Annotated in this window: 6 protein-coding genes; 5 read left to right on the plus strand and 1 reads right to left on the minus strand. The window is 59.3% G+C overall.

The features are described from left to right. Positions 1-139: 139 nt before the first annotated feature. The gene (locus tag VL688_08030; protein ID HTL47988.1) at positions 140-11,191 is read left to right on the plus strand and encodes a hypothetical protein; all 11,052 of its coding nucleotides are present in this window, start codon (positions 140-142) and stop codon (positions 11,189-11,191) included. Between the two features lie 190 nt (positions 11,192-11,381). Here the strand turns inward: VL688_08030 and VL688_08035 are convergent, their stop codons facing one another. After that, complete coding sequence (locus tag VL688_08035) at positions 11,382-12,521, minus strand: Xaa-Pro peptidase family protein (GenBank protein HTL47989.1); 1,140 nt, start codon at positions 12,519-12,521, stop codon at positions 11,382-11,384. Positions 12,522-12,615: 94 nt separating this feature from the next. Here VL688_08035 and nirD point away from each other — a divergent pair, with 94 nt between their 5' ends. The 4 genes from nirD to VL688_08055 all read left to right on the plus strand — a co-directional run. Then, positions 12,616-12,921, plus strand: coding sequence for a nitrite reductase small subunit NirD (nirD, locus tag VL688_08040; protein HTL47990.1), 306 nt, complete (start codon positions 12,616-12,618; stop codon positions 12,919-12,921). A 96-nt stretch (positions 12,922-13,017) separates the two neighbouring features. Continuing rightward, positions 13,018-13,857: a transketolase gene (locus VL688_08045; GenBank protein HTL47991.1), complete on the plus strand. Its 840-nt coding sequence runs from the start codon at positions 13,018-13,020 to the stop codon at positions 13,855-13,857. Then, positions 13,857-14,801 (plus strand): transketolase C-terminal domain-containing protein, encoded by a 945-nt coding sequence (locus VL688_08050; protein ID HTL47992.1) that lies wholly within the window; start codon positions 13,857-13,859, stop codon positions 14,799-14,801. Before VL688_08045 ends, VL688_08050 begins: the two co-directional genes overlap by 1 nt. Before the next feature lie 34 nt (positions 14,802-14,835). Beyond that, positions 14,836-15,689 (plus strand): gamma-glutamyltransferase (locus VL688_08055; protein ID HTL47993.1); only part of this gene is annotated, 854 nt, incomplete at its 3' end.

A 15,689-nucleotide genomic window follows, 5' to 3' on the forward strand; every position in this document is an offset into this window, starting at 1 on the left:
AAAAAACTTAAAAATTTTTAATCTCCCCCTTGACGCCCCGAAAAAAAATGTTACACTTGCTTTTGCCGATTGTTGCCACAGGTTTATAAAGCTTTATAAACCTGTTTAACCCGTAAGGGGGGAGAAAGCGAGATGTCGCATGCGCTACCCCTTATGGAAGAAGCTCACCGCCGTTCCCGTCCTTTTCACCTTCATTTTCTCCAGCATTGTTTGGGCTGCTCCCGCAGAATTTAATCTCGCAGGGCCGGTCCATGCCTCCGTCCAGGACGGCGTACTGCTGCCGTCTCTTGCGCAGACGCTCGACATCCCGGCGACGTATGGCGATATCAAGGAACGCTTTCTCGCGGAATCGTCGCGGCCGCAAACCGCATCCGGAATGATCATTCATATCCAGGACGCCCACGCCAATCTCGAAGCCCAGCAAAACATTCTGCAAATCATCCGCCACGTCACGGCGCATCATGGCGTGGGCCTCATCTTTGTAGAAGGCGCGATTGACCGTCTCGACGCGGATCGCCTGCGTTATTTCAAAGAGGAATCCTGGAACCAGGAAATGGCGGGCCTGCTCGCCAAGGAAGGCGTGCTGGGAGGGGCCGAGCTTTTTCTTCTCGAGAACACGGCGTCGAAAAAAGGAACGGTCGCAGGCTACGGCGTCGAGCGGGCCGATCTCTACGTAAAAAATCTGCAGGCCTACCGCGCCGTTTACGCGGAAAAAGAATTCACGGACAAGGCCATGGAGCGCATGAAGTCCGAGATCCTGACGCAGAGCTCCAAGGTTTTCAACAAAGAGCTCAAGGCGTTTTTCAGAGAATGGCTTTTTTATCAGGATGTTCCCAGTGAACTCATGCGCCATATGAATGTTCTCAGCCAGGATGCTCTCAAGTACCTTAGCCTGGACCTGAACGATGCCCGTCAGCAGGCGGATTGGCCCCAGCTCGTCCGGTTTTCCAAATTCAAAACCCTGGAAGCGGAAACCGACGCAGCGGCCGCGCTCGCGGAGCGTGACCTGTTGGCAGATTGGGCCGCCCAACATGGGGTGCCCGAAAAATACACCGCTGAATTGCGGAATTGGAAGCCGGGCCAGGCCCTGGAAGGCGGGACGTTCAGCGATCTGAGAATGTTCCTGGAAGCCTTTCATGACGCGGCCGCACCTAAGGGATTTTCTTTCAAGGATTACCCGCGGCTTGCGAAGGCCATGGGCGCGTCGGTTCTCAGAAGCGAGATCCGCGCCGAGGAATTGATGGAGGAGATCAAGAAGCTGAGCGATTCCATCCTGGACAAGCTTGCGCGGACGCCCGAAGAAGGTGCCTTGATCGCCCGGTACAAGGATTATCTCCTGCTCGAAAAACTTTTTTCTCTCGAACTCGTCGATGAAGAATACGAAACGCTGCAAACCCGCCGCGAAACGGTGAAGGCGGCGCTCGCCCGGCCGGAAGAAAATGAAAAGGCCGCGGCGGACGAGACTTCCCACCGCGCTTACGAACCGCGCGTTCCTTCGCTTGCGCAGCTTTTTGACCAGGCCATGGCGTTTTACAAGCTCGCGCAGCAGCGCGAAGAAGTGATTTATGGGAACATGATCCGCAAGATGAGGGAGACCGGTAAGACAAACGCCATCTTAATCACGGGCGGATTTCACGCGCGCGGCCTGCACAAAATTTTCGAGAACCAGGGCCTTTCTTACGTCGAAGTGACGCCCGCCATTTCCGAGATCACCGAAAATAAAAACTATTCCGACATCATGCTTATGAAGGGCGATCCGTTCACCCGGCGTTCTTACGTCAACACGCCGCGCATGGCGGACACCGGCCTTGGAACGAACCTTCCGGACTACGCTCTTAGCCTGCAGCAGAATCACGTGCTGCCGGTTTTGGGCACGGTCGTAGCACGGCACGTTGCTCAAGGGACAGAGCTGGGCAAAATCCTCAAGTCACTCGGCCGCTCTCATGCGCTCGCGGGCCAGGGCCTGGCCATCGCCGATAATGGACTCGTTTTACTTAACGGAAAGCCGCTCCAGATCAACGGACGGACCGCGGTCCTGACCGCTCAAGGATTGAAATCGGAAGAGGGACGCGCCGAACTGCGCGCTTCCGAATTTCCGAGAAGTGTCGCGCTCAACGTGCAGTATCTGGAAGAAAGACGGCTTCTCAACGGCGCGCCGGCGGACGAAGATCATGTCGTCATGCCGGAACCTCAGTATCAGCCGGCTTTGGTGGGCGCGGCGAATCCGGGCGCTCCGGTACAGAGCGGCACGACGGTTGTGGGCTATCAGCATTCGATTTATCTTCCGGGCACGGAAAGTTTTTTGCCCGGCGGCATTGCCACGGGACAAAGCCGCACGTACGGCACCGCGCCTACCGGTCCGGTTTCTTCCGGGGCTTCGGTCATGCCGATGTCGAGCCCCTCGGGAAGCATTGCTTCTCCGGACGGTAAAAAATCCATCGCATTGGAAGGCTCTTCTCTCGTCGTCCAGGACCTGCAGGATGCGAGCAAGACGATCCGTTATGACGCGCCGTTTCTTCTCAAAGTCAGCGGCATCCAGTCCTACGCCTTCAGCAGCGACAACAACTGGATCGTGATCGCGGACGGGCAGCGCATGGTCTATGCGTTTCATCTGAACAACCCCAATCTTCTCAACTCGCCCCAAGGTTCGGTGCGCGGATTCCAGATTCCGGGATTGGATCCCGCGTTTCTTTCGGGCATGCAGCGGAATCCGGAAGGTTACAACGTAAAGATCCTCGGCCGCTCTCTCGACCACCCGAACATTTTTAATGCGGAACTGATCAACGGCGAAACCTACCAGCTCTACCTCGACGACCATGAATTCCGCCAGGAATCCGGACCTGTCGTGACGCTGGCGCGGGAAAACGTCCCCGGCGCGCAGATCACGGCGCTTCCCGACACCTACACGGTCAGGGCCTTCAACGGCTCCACGATCACGAGCCGCACGGACCACGGCGTCACGTTTCATTACGATACCACGCATCAAAGCGCCACAGGCATCGGCATTACCTTCGATCAGCCCGCGGATCTGAGCCAGATGGGATTTTTGAAAATCGGAATCGAAGGCGTGGCTTCGCAGATCATGCTCACGATCAGGACCTACGACGCACAGACGGGCGGCACCATCGGCGCCCTGTATCTGGCCGACGTCCAAAACATTCCCGGAAAAGGCGCGGTCGTGGATTTGTCGAAACTCGCCAGCCAGGGGCGCGGCGTGGACCTGCGGCACGTGGGCGAAATCAATTTTACGCTGGGCATTGCCCACGCCGGCGGCGGCGAAATCCCGGCCACAGGAGAGGTGACGATCAATTTCGCTCCTTTTTCCCAAGCCACGCTCGCGGACGTGAACCTTCTCAGCCCGCAGCAGTCGGTGCTGACGGACATCGGTTTGATCGACAGCGGTGATGCGCCGCACACAACACGCGTCCCCGGAGACAAAGTGCGCGTGCCCGTGAAAGGCCCGGCCTTTGATTTCGGGGGCTTCACGTACGGCTTTCCTCTGAGCCGCGCGGAGATCGAGCGCCGCGGCAATCTCGTCTTCACGCTGGAAGCCGAAGGCGAGACCGGCAATCTTTTCATGGAATTTCAGAGTTCGGACCGTAAAGTGGTGAGAGTCGCGGTGGCGCTGACGCTGGCCGACGGCCGTAAAGTCTTTTCGATTTCGGCGCAGCAGCTCGCGTCGCTTCCGGATCTCAATTACGTGCAGGTGGTGGCGGAATCTAAAAACAGCGTTCCGCTGAACGGCGCGGTCACGATCGGGCTGCGTCCCGAAGGCCTTGAAATCTTCGGGCCATCGGCGTTGACGGCCCAGGACCTCACGGATTTTCAGTTTACCGGACAGGTTGTGTCGCTCGGAAACTCGGAAGACAGCCGGACCACGTTTAATCTTGCCGCGAAAACGGTCAGCGTGCATGTGAACACCGGCCCTGCCGGAGCGCTGAATGGATTTGCCGGCGGAGGCGCCACGTCGCTGCGCCCGCAGGTGGTGGGCGACCAGGTCGTGCTCGCGATCGCTTCGACCGCGGGAACGGTCCTCGATGTCGAGTTCAACGATTTCAGCACGGGGCAGCAGCGGAGCGTGAAATTCGAAGTCCAGGGCGTGGAAACCGGCCTGACGGTTTATGCTTTTCCGCGCGCGGCTTTTACCCGCGCCGGAATCCAGCCGGAAAACGTCTCGAACGTGATCGCCATTGCCTCGGTCAATCATGCCGGGCCCCAGGAAGGCGACATCATGATGAAGCTGGCCCCGCTTTCCGTCCCCGCGGGATGGACGGCCGCGGCCTCGAACGGCAACTACGCGTTTCATCTTGAATCCAACCGCCTGCCCAGCGGCGTTACGGAAGAAAAACTTTCTTTGATGGACCTGAGAACGGGCGCGGTTCAAATCCTCGCGCAAGCGCAGACGCCTTCCGGCGGAAGGATCGGAAGCGTTTACGACGTTTCTCCGGAATCGTTCCCGGGTTTCCCGGTCGTGGTTTACGAAACCGGAGGCCCGCGCACGGACAGCGGCCATTTTTTCACGGTGCACGTGCAGCGCATCGACAATGCCGCGCAGTATCAGGAAACCTACAGCCGGGTTCAGCAGGCGGAGCCCGTGCTTCAATCCGTCCGGTTTGAAAATAATATCGTAACGCTGACGACGCGGAACCGTTTTCCCAGCGGCACCGTGACTCAGGATCTCGACGCATTTGAAGTTGGCGCTGGCTCCATTCTCCGGAGCGGCCGTCCGCTTACGACGATTCTGACCGCGGGCACGGGCCTTCTCGTCGACCAGGACACGCCTATCGTGCTTCAGCCCGAGCACCTCGGCTCTGAAAGCGGCCGGTTGTTCCAGGTTTACGTCTATGATGCCAGCCAGGGGCAGGTGAACATGCCCACCAAACGTGTGCTCGGCCTCGGCGGGGATTCGAGCGGCGCTTATACGCTTCTCGATGGCTACACGACTCCCTCAGGAAAACAGATCATTTCCATTGGCGTCGACGGCAGCACCGCCAACCGCAGCGTGATCGAAGAACAAACGACCTTCAAGGTCCTGAATCTCCCGGGCGCCGTCATCTCGGTCCAATATAATGGAAACCTGGGAACGTACCGCGTCCGGAATAATGACGGGACGGAGCAGACCGTGGCCGTGAATTTCGACACCATGACGATTGTCCCGACCTTCGCGGACGTGAACCTCTTGACGCCACAGGAGTCGGTGCTGACCGGCATCGGCCTCATCGACAGCGGGGACCGGCCGAACACCACGCGTGTGCCCGGAGACAAAGTGCGCGTGCCGGTGCGCGGCAATACTTTTGATTTCGGCGGGTTCACTTACGTCCAGCCTCTCAGCCGCGCGGAAATCGACCGGCGGGGAAATCTCGTGTTTACCCTGGAAGCCGAAGGCGAGATCGGCAACGTCTTCGTGGAATTCCAGAGCTCCGACCGCAAGGTCGTGAAAATTCCGGTGACGATCGCGCCCGCGGACGGACGCAAGGTATTTACGGTGTCCGCGCAGCAGCTCGCCGCGCTTCCGAATCTCAATTACGTGCAAGTGGTGGCGGAATCCAAGGGCGCCGCGCTGAACGGCGCGGTCACGATCGGCCTGCGCCCCGAAGGCCTGGAAATTTTTGGACCTTCCGCGGCGCTGGCGACGCGCGATGTGACGGATTTTCGTTTCACGGGCCAGACCGTCTCGCTCGGCACGAGCGAAGACAGCCGCATTGTTTCAATCGACACCACCGGGAAAGCGGTGACCGTGCATGTGGATACGGGCTCCGCGGGAACGCTGAGCGGTTTTGCCGGCGGTGGCGCGACCGCGCTTCGTCCCCAAGTGGTGGGCGATCAAGTCGTGCTTGCGCTTTCGTCCACGGCCGGAACCATCTTGGACATCGAGTTCAATGATTTCACCTCAGGCCTGCAGCGGAGCGTGAAATTCGAAGTGCAAAGCGTGGGAACCGGCCTGACGGTTTATGCTTTTCCGCGCGCGGCGTTTACCCGCGCGGGCATTCAGCCGGAAAACGTCTCGAACGTGATTGCCATCGCGTCCGTGAATCATCCGGGACCTCAGTCGGGCGACATCAGCCTCCGGCTTGCGCCCGTGGAAAATCCTTCGGTCATCGTGGATCGCGAGATCATCATTGCCGGCAACACCGTGACGGGCACGAACCTGTCCACGGTGCTCGCGCAATCCGGCCTCGACCAGAAAGGCGTGACGCCGGCCAGCCTGAATTTTCCGGCGGGCCTCGAAAACGCGCACTATTACGCGGCGCTCATCCACACGTCCGAAGGCGACAAGTATTTTGTCGCCTACAGCGGGCAGATCAATCACTATGAAACGCGGACTTCGTACACGACCGGTTACGGCGACCACGGTGTGCCCATTTCCATCCCGTATACTTACAGCGCGCTGGTCTCGGTCAATCCCGTGGGAGGCCTTTATTACGTGCGCCCGGGGCATGAGACTTTGCGCAAGGACGTGGGGCCTCTGGGCAGCATCGGTTTTAATCCCGGCGCGGAGCTCATCGTGCAGCGCCAGTACGCGAGCAATTTCGTGGCGGATTCCATCCGCCCCGACGGCACGTTTGCCGCGAGCGTGCGGGAAGTGGTGGTGGCGGACAGAACGCTTTCGAATCCCGAGTTTTTTTATGCGACGCGGTACCAGGGCGGCGCTGCGCCGTACGTTTATGACGTTTACCGCAAGGACGGCACGCTCGTCGCGACGTTCACGAAAACCATGAACCTCGGTCCGTCTTCGGTCAATGCTGTGGGCGTTCCAGACGTGTCGCCGGACAGCCACTATCTGATCCTGGGCCAGCAAAGCCGTTCGCTTTACACGGGCCATGACACGAAACGCTTGTATGTCCTTGTCTATGACGCGCAGACCGGCCGGCAGCTGCCGGGATTCACGATCCAGGACGTGGACAATCAGGCGCTGACGATTCCCTCGGACATCCGTTTTATGCCCGGATCCAGCCGTTACGTGCGCGTGCTTTATCCGACCGGGCAGGCGGATTTCTATGACGTGACCAGCGGTCAGAAGGTGAATGTGCGTTCCAGCGTGCTGGCGCCGGGGCTGATCAATTATTTCCCGCCGGAAGGCACGGCGTTCCAGATCGACGCGCGGAACGGACAGTTCCACCTCCTCGAGCTTCCGGCCATCATCTCGGTCAATACCAACGTGGTCGGCACTTCGTTTGTCCGCCTCGTGAACACGGCGCACGGCGAGCTTCAGATTTATCACAACAGCCAGCGCTCCAACGACAGCCTTGTCGTTTTCAATGCCCGCACCGGTTACGTGCAGGTGGATTCCGCCCAGGGCTTTCCTTTCGTGGGAGAAGGCGAAGAAGCGGCCGTGGCGTTCAGCCCGAGCGGCAATCAGATCGCGATCGCCGGCGGCGTCAACCGCGTGTACTTTATTCCTTACAAAGAATTCGCGCAGACCGGCACGGTGGATCTCGTCAATCTGCCGCTGAATTCCCAGACCGGCCGGACGCAGCGCGCGGTTAAAATCACGTTCGAATCCGAAACCGTGGCGATCGTCGAAACCAAAGCCACGATCACGACGCCGCAGGGAGTCGTCACCGGAGAAATGCCGGGAGACAAATTCAAGATCGACCTCGGCACGCATCCTGCCACGGTCACCCGGATTTCCGGGCTGCCGGCCGGCTACACGCTGGCGCCTTCGAACGCCAACTTCGCGTTCCGCACCGACGTGCTGAACGGCTATCTGCTGCGCCTGTTTTTGCTGGACGTGCGCACGGGCCAGGAGCAGCAGCTCGCGACCGCGTCCATCGAATCCTACGGCGACCAGGTTTTCAAAGTTCACGACGTTTCGCCGCAGGGCGACTTCGCGGCCTTCGGCATCGCGGGCTCGAATGCACGCGTGCAGAAAATCAGCAATGCCGCGCAGGGGATTTCAGTGCCGATCACCTACGGCCTCAACACGATTACTTGGACCACGCTTCCGGGCGGCGACCGCGCCGTGGTTCTGGCTAGCCCGAACCCTGCGATCAACAAGACCGTGAATCTCCGGACGCTTCAAGTTGAGCCGACGCTTCCAGCAGGCTACAGGCTTGCCGCATCAAACCCTAATTATGCGTTTGCCGTGAAGCTCGATGCGACGCAGCTGAACGCGAATCTCTACCTCATCGACGTGCGCAATCCTACAAATGAGATCCTGGTCGGCGGCGGAAGCCGCGTGCGCCACAGCCCGGGGAAGTACGACATTTCGCCCGACGGCAGCGTCGTGGTCGCGGCTTTCTATGAAGCCGGCCCGATTCTCGGCCAGCTTTCACAGGTGAACTTTTACCGGCGCTCCGATCTCGAAGCGGGCAACCGCACGCCGGTTAAAACCATTGGACCGGCCGCGGCCAATTCCATCCGTTTCGAGCCGGGTTTCGCGGTTGTGGAAGCCACGGTGAGGACGGCGTCCTATCCGAACGAGCCGGCGACGGAATCGAAGACCTTCCGCGTTTCGCTTTCGGATTTCCTCCCGGCGGTCCCGGCGGGATTCACGGTGACGCCGTCGAATCCTGCTTACGCGTTCCACGAAGTGCGTGCGGGCGAAACCATTCAGAGGCCCGGAAGCAATGTCCAGCGCATTGTCCTCTTGAACCGGCTGACGTCCGAGCAAAGTGAGCTTACGGTCGTCGATCATCCGGAACACGTGGACGTAAGCCCGGACGGAAGATTCGCGATCGTATCTTCGTACATTCCGCAGGGCGCGCAGACGGCCTTTATAAGGAAGCAGTCCACGATTTTCGTCCGCGATTTGAACGCGAAGACGAACCGGAACATCGATCTTCCGGATGCGAAGCCGGTTCTGGACGCGCGCTTTTTGCCGGGCTCCAGCAGCTTGATCCGAGTCGTTTACAAAAACGGCGAGGCCGAGCTTTACGACGCGGCCTCGGGGCAGAAAGTCACGCTTCGGAAAGACGTGCTCGCTCCCGGCCTGGTCAATTATTTTCCGCCGAACCAGGGCAAGGCCTTTCAAGTGGACACCCGCCAGGGGCAGGCCGAGCTCATCGAGCTTCCTCCCGTGATCGCGGTCCGCACGAACGTGGCCGGAACTTCTTTCGTGGGCCTCGTGCAAACCGCGCATGGAGAACTGCAGGTTTACAATTACGACGAACGTTCGAATACGCATGTCGTTGTTTTCAATGCCAGGACGGGTTACGTGCAGCAGGACTATGCCCAGGGCTTCGGCAGCGATTCGCCGGTGGTTTTCAGCCCGAGCGGCAATCAAATCGTGACCGCCAACAGCATCAACCGCGTTTACCTGATTCCTTACCGGGAATTCGCGCAGACCGGGAGGACGGAAGTGATCAATCTCCCGCTGAGCACGAAAACCGGACACCTGCAAAGGGCGGTCGGGTTCACGTTCCAGTCGGAAAAAATAATCGTCGCCTCGACTAGGGCCACGGTCGCCACGCCGCAGGGCATTGTGACCGGCGAGATTCCGGGCGACACGTTCAAGATCGATTTGAACACGCGCCCGGCTACTGTGACGATCATGCGTCATGCGCCTCCGACGCCCGTGACACCGCGGCCGCAGCCCGGACCCGTGCAAGGCCCTGTGCAGCAAGGGCCCAAGACTCCCGTGAAGGCGGAAAAGCCGCGGGAGCAAAAGCCGGGCGTGAGCCCCTTGTTTTTCCTGCCGCCGAATGCGCTCAATGCCATGACCGCGCCGCACGTGGACGTGAATCCCGTGGTGCTCAACGCGCTTTTCGGAAATGGTAATCCCACTCTGCCCGCGCAGGCGCTCCCTGTTCCGCAGAAGCAGCCGCTTTCCCCTTACGGTTATTTCGGAGGAGGGGGCGACCTCATTCCCGACCAGATCATCGAAGGCAATACGCCGCTCGGGCGCGTGCGTATCGAGTATTTCGCGCGTGAAACCCGGGAAGGCCTGCTGCACACCTTCCGTATCACGGTGACGGACGCGGAAGGCCGGACAACCCAGCTCCAGATCCAAATCCGCACGCCGCAGGGCACGGCGCCGTTCCGGAAGCTGGAAATCCGCGGCACCAAGGTTTTGGGAGACGGGGAAGAAATCCTCGATTTCGAAAAGAGGCTCAAAGAAAAGGCGGAGAACGAAAGACGAATCGATGAATTGTTCGCCGATCACGACGAACTTTCGGATCTCGGCCTGGCGGTCGTGCTGTCCGGCGTTTATCTGGGCGGGACTTCGCCGGTAGCGCCCACCAAAAAAGTGACGCGCATTGTTCCGCCGCGGAAGTCGGAGCTTCGCATCAGTGCTCCCGCGGCCGTTTCCGAGGACGTGCTGACGCGTTATTTTGCCCGGTATCCGAATACGCTGGACGCCGTCGCGGAAACCGCGCACGTCGCGGCCGACACAATCGGCTATGCGCATCGCGTGGATGATATAGTTTTCCGCGCGCTGCTGGACAAGATCGTTCCTGCTGTGGCGAAAGTCGCGCAGATCGATGTGGCCAGCTTCCGTTCGGAAATCGACTCGAGCATTGCTGCCACACAGAAGCTGCTGGCCAACGGCACGCTTGTCCTGGAAGGCGCGGGCTCGGTAATTCTGACGACGTCAGGCGCGCTGCAGGACCGCAAGCCCTTGCTGCTCGCGGCCATCCCGTTCATGGTGGCGCTTGCCAAGCAGGACAAAACCGGAACGTACGCGCAGTCGTTCAAGCTCGTGGGCGAAAATGCCCGCGCGTTGAAAGACGCGGTGTACGCGGCGAGTAACAATCTCACTCCCGAAGAAAAGAACCTGGTGGGCAAGATCGTGGATTTCGCGACGCAGCCGAATACTTCCTTGTCGGATGTGGTCGGCGAGTACATCCACCAGGAAGAAAAGAGCAACCGCTCCGTCGCCGTATCGCTGAAAAGCGAAGAAGCGTCGCAGCTTTCCAAGGTGCTCGCAAATATCCTCAAGACGATAGAAAACGCCCAGGAAATGAAAGTCAGCGGCAACCCGCAGGCCCTCGTCAAGACCGCGGAGGCTTATGTGACGCGCGCGCTGCTGCTCCTCGACCTGGCGTCGAAGCTCAAGATGAGCGCCGAGCTTTTGAAACAGCAGCCGGACCAGATCGCGGTTTTGATCCGCGAATATTTCGCGCAGAAATTGCCGGACATCCACGTGGACGTGGCAAACGACGGTTCTTTCGATCTGCCGCTGAATGCCGTGGCCGCGCAGCTCGCGATCTTCAAGGCCGCGCAACGGAAGGTGGATGCCGCCGCATAAGACGGCGGTTTCTCCGTCCGCCGCTTATGCGGTACTCGGCTATCAAGCCGAGTGCGGCATAAGCTGGAGAAAAAAACTTTGTTCTTTGGAAGAAACGCTGGCTTTTCCAAGGGACGGCAACAAAAGAGGCGCCTTTTACGGGCGCCTCTTTTGTTTCATGGGGACAGGTCCTTGGACCTGTCCCCTGGACCTAGCGGATCTCGAGGAATCTTGCGGCTTTGGTGAGATTGCGGCAGCCGGTTTTGGTGACGACGACCACGTCTTCGAGGCGCACGCCGCCGAGGCCTTCATAATAAAGGCCGGGCTCCACGGTGACCACGTGGCCGGCTTTCAGGATGTCTTTCACGCCGCCGACGCGCGGCAGCTCGTGGATGTCCAGGCCCAGGCCGTGGCCCGTGCCGTGGAAAAAGCCCTGCATGCGTCCGTTGATGAGACCGGTCTTGAAGCCCTGCGCTTCGAAGGACGCGTGGATTTTCGCGTGCACCTGGCTCGCGTCCACGCCTTCGCGGATCATGCGGAAGCCGATCTCCTGGCCTTCGTGTACGGCCGCGTACATTTTTTTGAGCTTGGGGGAGGCCTTGCCTTTGACGACCGTGCGCGTGAAGTCCGCGTAATAACGGCTGCCCGAATCACGCGGGAAGATGTCCATGATGATGGACTGGTTCGCATAAATGGGCCCGGTGCCGCGGTCATGCGGGTCCACGGCGTGTTTGCCGCAGGAGATGATCGTGTTTTCCGCGATGCAGTCGTTTTCCATCAGGCTTACGTTGACGACCTTTTTCAGGAACTCGGAAGTGACGAGCGTGCCGCGGTAATAAACTTTGCCTTTTTTGATCACGGATTTTTTCAGGACGTCGACGGCGGCGGCAAAAGCTTTTTCCACCTGGCGGATCGCCTTCTCGATGGCTTTGACTTCCGCGGCGGACTTCACCACGCGCTCGGGAAAAAACGGATCCGGCTGCCTTTCGAGTTTGAAGCCTCTCTCGCGCAGAGGGTCGGCGTATTCCAGCGCGAAGTTGCCGGGCACAGCCACGTCGCGCACCTTTTTTCTTTCCAGGAAGTCCGTGACCAGGTCCACGTAACCGGGCCGCTTGCCCGTCCGTTCCTTGTATTCCCGGGCCAGGACAGAAGTGGAGATGACCTCGTGGACATTGGCCTGCTTGCGCGCGCGGTCCACTTCGAGGTCGTTCATGAGCAGGTATTTCTTGCCCTTGATCTGCAGGAAGATGAAAGGGTCCGGGGCAATGAACTGCGTGGCGTAATAAAGATTCGCGTCGTATTCGCTCGCCGCGATCATGAGAATATTTCGATTGTCCGTCTGCTTTTTCATTGCGGGTTCCTCAAGTTTAAGTATCATTGTAGAGGTTTTGCCGGAACCGGAACAAGTTTTTTATCGGTATCTTTATCTTTTGATTGAGGAGCGCATGGGCAAGTTCGTCAAAGTGGCCAAGAAAAGCGAAATCCCGACCGACCGCGGGCTTTGCGTCGAGGCGGGCGGGCGCGAGATCGCGCTTTTCAAAATAAATGACAAGGTGTATGCCATCGACCACATCTGCCCCCATGCCGGCGGCCCGCTTGCCGAAGGCGCGGTGCACGGCGAACAGGTCATGTGCCCCTGGCACGGCTGGGAATTCAACATCAAGAACGGCCAGTGCGGCTTCAATTCTGCGCTGAAGCAGGACGTTTTTAAGGTGAAAGAAGACGGCGACGACGTGTACGTCGAAGCCTGAGCGCCTCTTCGGGCCGTGCGCTTCGCCTTGTCCCGCTTGAGTTTCCAGAATTTCACGTTGACGCTCCCGTAGAAAAACGATAAACTCCTCAATCTCATGCCCACTCAGACAAAAACCGTGAAAACACCCTCGATCGAAGAACTCAAGGCCAAGGCCAAACAAATCCGCAGGGACATCGTCCACATGACGGCGGTGGCCGGTTCCGGCCATCCCGGCGGTTCCTTGTCCGCGACGGAAATCCTTACGGCGCTTTACTTTGCGGTGATGAAGCACGACCCGAAAAGCCCCAAATGGGCCGACCGGGACCGCTTCATTCTGAGCAAGGGCCATGCTTCTCCGCTTCTTTATTCCGTGCTTGCCGAGGCCGGCTATTTCGACCGCGATCTTCTGCCGACTTTCCGCAAATTGAACAGCCCGCTGCAGGGACACCCGGACCGCCGGCGCCTTGCGGGCGTGGAAGCATCCACGGGTTCGCTCGGCCAGGGGCTTTCCATCGGCATCGGACACGCGCTCGCGCGGCGCCTCGACCAGAAATCTTTTTATACCTACGTGGTCGTCTCGGACGGCGAATCCAACGAAGGTCAGATCTGGGAAGCCGCGGCCATGGCCGCCCACCACAAGGTGGACCACCTGATTACGTTTTTGGACTACAACAAATTCCAGCTCGACGACGCCACGCACGTGATCTGTAACATGGAGCCCATGGGCGCGAAGTGGGCGAGCTTCGGCTGGAACGTGCAGGAAATCGACGGCCATGACCTCGGCCAGATCCTCGCGGCGGTGGAAAAAGCCAAGCAGGTGAAGAACCAGCCGGCCATCATCGTCTGTCATACCGTGAAGGGCAAAGGCATTTCCTTCATGGAGAACAACAATCATTTCCACGGCGTTTCTCCGACGAAAGAAGAAATGGAAAAAGCCCTGAAGGAGCTCAGCTGATGCCGCTCGAGAAAAAGTACGGCAAAGCGACGCGCGACGCATACGGCGAAGCGCTGGTCGAACTCGGAAAAGAAAATTCCAGCGTGGTTGTGTTGGACGCGGACCTTTCCAAGTCCACGAAGACCGCGAAATTCGGCGAGACTTTCCCGGACCGTTTCTTCAACGTCGGCATCCAGGAAGCGAACCTTGTCGGCGTGGCTTCAGGCCTTGCCGCCGCCGGAAAAATTCCTTTTATCTCCAGCTTCGCGACGTTCCTCATGAGCAAAGGCTTTGACCAGATGCGCATGGCCGTCGCCTTTTCCGAATGCAACGTGAAGATGGTCGGCACGCACGGCGGCATCTCGATCGGCGAAGACGGCGCTTCGCAGATGTCGATCGAAGACTTCGCGCTGGCCGCCGCGCTTCCGGGTGTTGCCGTGATCGGCCCTGCCGACGAATTCTCCGCGCGCGACCTGATCAAAGAAGCCGCGAATTATCCGCATCCCGTTTACGTCCGCGTCGGACGCCCCAAGGCGCCGCTGATTTACAACAAGCAGGGCGTCGCCAAGATCGGCAAGGCCAACCGCCTGCGCGAGGGCAAAGACGTTTCCATCGTGGCCAACGGCCTCCTGGTTTTCGAAGCGCTTTCGGCCGCGGAAACGCTTGCCGCAGAAGGCATCCAGGCTTCCGTCGTCGACCTTCATACGATCAAACCCCTCGACGAAGCCCTCCTCGTCGAAGAAGCCAAGAAGGGCCGCATGGTCGTGGCCGAAGAGCACCAAATCTGGGGCGGTGTCGGCAGCGCGGTGGCGCGCTTTCTGGCCGGCGCGCATCCCTGCAAGATGGAATTCGTGGCGATCAACGACACGTTCGCCGAATCCGGTGCCCCGGACGAAGTGATGGAAAAATACGGCATGACCGCGCAGGGCATTGTCCGGGCCGTCAAAAAAGTCCTTTCTAAATAATTTCCTTCGCAGTCCTGTTCCTTTGGGTTGAACGATGATTTCTCGTTCCAGCAAAATCTTTTTTGCTTTTACCCTCCTTTTATCCCCCGCGTCGTTTTCCTTTGCCGCCGTTTCCCAAAAAGCCATGGTGGCCACGGCCGAACCCCTGGCCACGCAAGCGGCGGTCGAGACTCTCAAGCTGGGAGGCACGGCCGCGGATGCCGCCATTGCCGCGCAATGGGTGCTGAATGTCGTGGAGCCGCTTTCCTCGGGCCTGGGCGGCGGAGGCTTTTTCGTTTACTACGAAGCGGCCACTCGGAAGGTCTACACGTTCGACGGCCGCGAAACCGCGCCGGCCGCCGCGTTTCCGGAAATGTTCCTGGATAAACAAGGCAAGCCGTACGAATTCTGGCCGGACCGCAACACAGGAGGCCTTCCGGTGGGCGTGCCCGGCACGCTGCGGCTTCTCGAAACCGTGCACCAGAGATTCGGCAGCGGCAAGATCCCGTTCGGAAAGCTTTTTGAGCCAGCCATTGCCGTGGCCGAAAACGGATTTCCGGTTTCGGAAAGGCTGTCCGCCTACATCGACGGCGAAGCGCCGCGTCTTCATCTTTTCCCGGGGCCGCGCCGCATTTTTCTCGACGCCCAGGGCCAGGCTCTCAAACCGGGAACGATTCTCAAACAGCCGGAGCTCGCCAAGACGTTCCAGCTGATTGCCGAGAAAGGCCCGTCGGTTTTTTACGAAGGGGAGATGGCCGAAGAAATCGTCCGTGCCGTGCGCGGCGCGTCCTTTCATCCGGGCCTCATGACCCTTGAAGATTTGAAGGCTTACCGCGTCAAAGAACGCGAGCCCGTGAAAGGCGAGTACCGCGATTACGAAATCTGGAGCATGGGGCCGCCTTCTTCCGG

The sequence above is a fragment of the Verrucomicrobiia bacterium genome (assembly GCA_035495615.1).
Lineage (GTDB): Bacteria > Omnitrophota > Omnitrophia > Omnitrophales > Aquincolibacteriaceae > DATJFP01.

Coding starts and splice junctions, on each gene's coding strand:
- VL688_08030 (HTL47988.1), top strand. CDS start 140: ATGCGCTACCCCTTATGGAAGAAGCTCACCGCCGTTCCCGTCCTTTTC.
- VL688_08035 (HTL47989.1), bottom strand. CDS start 12,521: ATGAAAAAGCAGACGGACAATCGAAATATTCTCATGATCGCGGCGAGC.
- nirD (HTL47990.1), top strand. CDS start 12,616: ATGGGCAAGTTCGTCAAAGTGGCCAAGAAAAGCGAAATCCCGACCGAC.
- VL688_08045 (HTL47991.1), top strand. CDS start 13,018: ATGCCCACTCAGACAAAAACCGTGAAAACACCCTCGATCGAAGAACTC.
- VL688_08050 (HTL47992.1), top strand. CDS start 13,857: ATGCCGCTCGAGAAAAAGTACGGCAAAGCGACGCGCGACGCATACGGC.